Here is a 4,016-nt window from a genome sequence, read left to right as displayed (position 1 = left end):
CGAGACGATCCTCTCCATGCGGCTCGGGTGGGAGTTCTCACATGCTGCGCAGCACCTCCATCGCCGCCCTGGCCCTCGCCCTCGCGATTCCCGCCGCCGCACAGGAGATCGGCACCGTCGCCTCGCGCGAGCCGACGCTGCGCGGCACGCCGCCGGGTTCCGCCACGCGCACGCTCGACCTCGGCACGAACCTGATCCGGGACGAGACCGTGCAGAGCTCGCCCTCCGGGCGCGGCCAGCTCCTGTTCCTCGACCAGACGACGCTGTCGCTCGGCCCGAACACGACGATCGTGCTCGACCGGTTCGTCTTCGACCCCGACCAGGGCGCGGGCGAGATCGGCCTGCAACTGACCGAGGGCGCGCTGCGCTTCATCGGCGGCACGCTCGCGCGCCAGCAGGACGCGGTGATCCGCACGCCGAGCTCGACCATCGGCATTCGCGGCTCCTCGGCGCTGATCCTGCACACGAACGGGCGGACGATCGCGATCTTCCTCGCGGGCGACCGGCTCTGCGTGACCTCGGGCGGCAGCCGGAGCTGCACGAGCCGCCCCGGCGGCGTCGTGACCGAGGACGGCTACCAGGGCCGCGTGGCGCCGGAGTTTCTCGCCTACGTCCTCGGCCTCATCGACGGTGGGCCGGTCGCGGTCGGCGGCGGCAACTTCGGCTCGGGCATTCCGGGCGCGGCCCCTCCGGGCAGCGGTCCGGTCTCGCCCGACGGCGAGGATTTCGACGGCCAGGTCTTCGACGACGACTTCGACGCGGACACGCTGATCGGGCTGATCGACACGCTCGGCGACCCGCCCGAGGAGGTGATCGAGGAGCCGCCCGAGGAGGAGGAAGAGGAGGAGGAAGAGGGCGAGGGGGTGATCGCCGAAGGCTAGCCCTAGCGCTTCGCCGTCGCCACGGCCGCGCCGTCCCAGTCCGGGGACGGCGGCTCCTGCCGGAACCCCTCGATCCGCCCGAGATAGAGCTCGGCCAGCCGCACCGTGTCGCAGAACCCGACGTCGAGCGCCGCGAGGTCCGAGAAGACGCCTTCGGCCACCTCCCAGTGCCGCCCGAGATAGGCGGCGCGTGCCGCGGCGAGGAGTTCGGCGAACTCGTCCACCCCCTGCCCCGTCTCCGGCAGCAGGACGGAGACCTCGACCGCGCGGGCGAAGCCCTTTGCCGCGATGAGGTCGAGCGGCACGGCGCGGTGGCCCGGCGGGCAGGCCGCCGCCGCGGCCGGTCCGACGCAGTTGCCCACGCCGTATTGCCGCGTCAGCCCCTCGAGCCGGGCGGCGAGCGTCACCGTGTCCCCGATGCAGGTGTAGCTCAGCCGGTCGCGCGAGCCCATGAGGCCGACGAAGGCGGGTCCCGTCTCGATCCCGATGGCGACCCGCACCTCCGGCAGGCCCCTGGCCACCAGTTCGGCCGAGGCGCGGGCGGCGGCCTCCTCGACGGAGGCGATGGCGCGCAGACCCGCCGCGGCATGGTCCGCGCGCGCTATGGGGGCGTTCCAGAAGGCCATGACGGCGTCGCCCATGAACTTGTCGATGGTGGCGCCGTGTGCGACCAGCGTGTCGGCCACCGCCGAGAGGTAGGTGTTGACCAGCGACACGACGCGGTCGGGCGGCATCCCCTCCGTCACGGTCGAGAAGCCGCGCATGTCGACGAACATGACGGTCAGCTCGCGCTCCGCCCCGCCGGGGGTCAGCGCGGCCTCGGGGTCGGCCTCGATCCGCCCGATGAGGCTCGGCGGCAGGAAATAGGCAAAGCGCGAGCGGATCACGCGCCGCGCGCGTTCCTTGGCGAGAAAGCCCAGCGTCGTGCCGGGCAGGAACACGGCGAGCGCGGTCAGAACCGGCATCACCGGATCGAAGAGGACGCCTGCCCGCTGGAAGGCGAGGATGCCGCCGAGGACCGGCCCGGCGGCGAAGACGAGCCCCGCGGCGAGGCCCAGAACCGGGCGCTCGCGCAGCTGCATGGCGGTGATCGTGAGCCCGGCCAGCACCACGATCAGGAGCTCGAGCCCGAGCATCCAGTCCGGCCGGCTCAGGAACTCGCCCGCGACGATCTGCTCGATCACCTCTGCGTGCAGCGTGACCCCCGCGATGGCCGGGTCGAGCGGCGTCGTGCGGATGTCGAAGAGACCCTGCGCGGAGGAGCCGACGAGGACGATCCGCCCCGAGACGCGCGCCGCGAGTTCGGGGTCGATGCCCTCCGCCTCGAGGACGCGCGCGGCGGGCGTGATCCGGCCCGGCTGGTGCCCCGCGAAGTGGATGCGGAAGCGGCCGTCGGCCTCCACCGGGTAGCTCAGCGCGCCGGTGCGCATGGCGACCGCCGCGACCGTGCCCCCCGACATCTCGCCCGAGCCCTCGGTCGTGCGCAGGACGTGCCCCCCCGCCCCCTGCGCCACGCGCAGAAGCTCGGCCGAGAGCGAGGGCATGAGCGCGCCGCCCACGAGGCTCGCCATCGGCACGCTGCGCGTGACCCCGTCCGCCGCCCGCCCGAGGCTGATCGTGCCGAGGCCCGCCGCCGCGCCGGTCAGCTCGGGCAGGTTCACGACCGCCGCCGGATAGCTCGGCAGGCCCGGCGGCAGCGCGCCCGTCACGGCGATGCCCGCGAGCGGCACGGGCGTCTCGCCCTCCAGCCCGCCCGCCACCGACAGGACCACGGGCCGCCCGGCGATGGCCTCGGCGAAGACGAGGTCGTGCGGCGGCAGGCCGAGGTCGGGCAGGACCGGCGGGATGCCGTCGCGAAAGCGCGTCCAGCTCTCGGTGATCCGCTCGGGCGAGGTGCGGTCGGGCTCGGCGAAGAGGACGTCGTAGCCGACCGCCGCCGCGCCGTGCTCGAAGAGCCGGTCGGTCATCGCGGCCATGTAGCTCCGCGGCCAGGGCCATTGCCCGTAGGTGTCGAGCGCCGCCTCGTCGATGTCGACGATGTGGACGGGCGCGCCCGGATCCCAGGCGCGGGGGGCCGCCCTCTGGTAGCCGTCGAAGACCGCGTCGCGGGCCTGCTCGAGGATCGGCGGGCGCAGCACGGCCAGCGTCAGCGCCAGGAGCGTGACGACGAGCCCGAGGAGGAGCGTCAGCCGCTTGAGCACGGTCGAATCACGCGCGGCGCTCCGCCCCGTCGGCGACCGCGCCGATACGCGGCATCGCGGCGCGGTCCATCGGCACGCTGTCGGCGACCTTGCGCGCCAGTTCCTGCCCGAAGAGCGCGACCATCGCGTTCGAGAGCGCGGGCGAGCGCGCCATCCGCGCCTTGAGCGGCCCCATCGGCAGGCGGACGACCGTGCCGCCCTCGGGCAGCGTCACCCGCGCGCTCGAGGGATTGCCGGTGAGAAAGGCGATCTCGCCGACGAAGGCGGGCCCGGCGATGGGAAAGGCCGCGCCCTGCTTCTCGATCTCGATCCGGTCCGAGAAGACCAGCATGAGGTCGTCCACCGGCTTGCCCTCGAGCGCGAGCGGCGTGCCCGCCGTCACCGTCTCGCGGCGCATCAGGCGCCCGAGGCGGCGGAACTGGCCCGGCGTGAGGGTGCGGAAATGGGCGTAGAGCCGACGGTCCTCGGCGCTCATGCCCCAGGTCGTCCGCTCGGTCAGGATGAGGGCGACGAAGGCGAGGTTCACGGCGATCAGCAGGCCGTTGGTGAAGACCGACTGGATCACCGGCTCGGGCCTGAGGGCATAGAAGAGCGCGTCGCAACCGAGGCCGGTCATGACGAGAACGCGCAGCAACAGCTCGTCGCGCACGGCGAAGCCCGCGAACTTGAACACGAGGCCCGCCACGAGGATGGCGCTGATGAGGATCGGATCTTCCATGTCTTCCGGCCGTCCCGACGTCCCGGTTTCACTGTGCACAAGGACCGTCGTAGCCCCTACGGCCTGCATTCCCAAGGCAGGAAATCGCGCCCTCCCGCGCGGATGACAGCGTTCTGTGAACTTTTCATGAAATCTGCCCGACCCCGCATCCATGTCAAATCCCCGATGACCCGCCGCGCGGCAGCCTTCGCGTGCCATCCCCCGCCATGGAGCCAC

General features: G+C 72.8%; 3 protein-coding genes. 1 reads left to right on the top strand and 2 read right to left on the bottom strand.

Features of this window, described 5'->3' with window-relative positions:
• Positions 1–41: 41 nt before the first annotated feature.
• A complete protein-coding gene (locus tag ACTS11_RS13530; RefSeq protein ID WP_442640832.1) occupies positions 42–881 on the top strand; it encodes a FecR family protein in 840 nt (279 codons plus the stop codon).
• 2 nt (positions 882–883) lie between these two features.
• Here ACTS11_RS13530 and ACTS11_RS13525 read toward each other — a convergent pair whose 3' ends face one another.
• Together ACTS11_RS13525 and ACTS11_RS13520 are read right to left on the bottom strand one after the other, a co-directional pair.
• Entirely contained in the window at positions 884–3,082 is a 2,199-nt protein-coding gene (locus tag ACTS11_RS13525; protein WP_442640831.1) for a CHASE2 domain-containing protein, read from the bottom strand.
• Between the two features lie 7 nt (positions 3,083–3,089).
• Positions 3,090–3,800 carry a hypothetical protein gene (locus ACTS11_RS13520; protein WP_442640830.1) on the bottom strand — a complete coding sequence of 237 codons (711 nt, stop codon included), beginning with the start codon at positions 3,798–3,800 and terminating at the stop codon, positions 3,090–3,092.
• Between the last annotated feature and the right edge of the window lie 216 nt (positions 3,801–4,016).

Source organism: Roseicyclus sp. (assembly GCF_052168335.1).
Classification (GTDB): domain Bacteria; phylum Pseudomonadota; class Alphaproteobacteria; order Rhodobacterales; family Rhodobacteraceae; genus Roseibacterium.
This window is presented reverse-complemented; position numbering and strand designations above follow the sequence as displayed.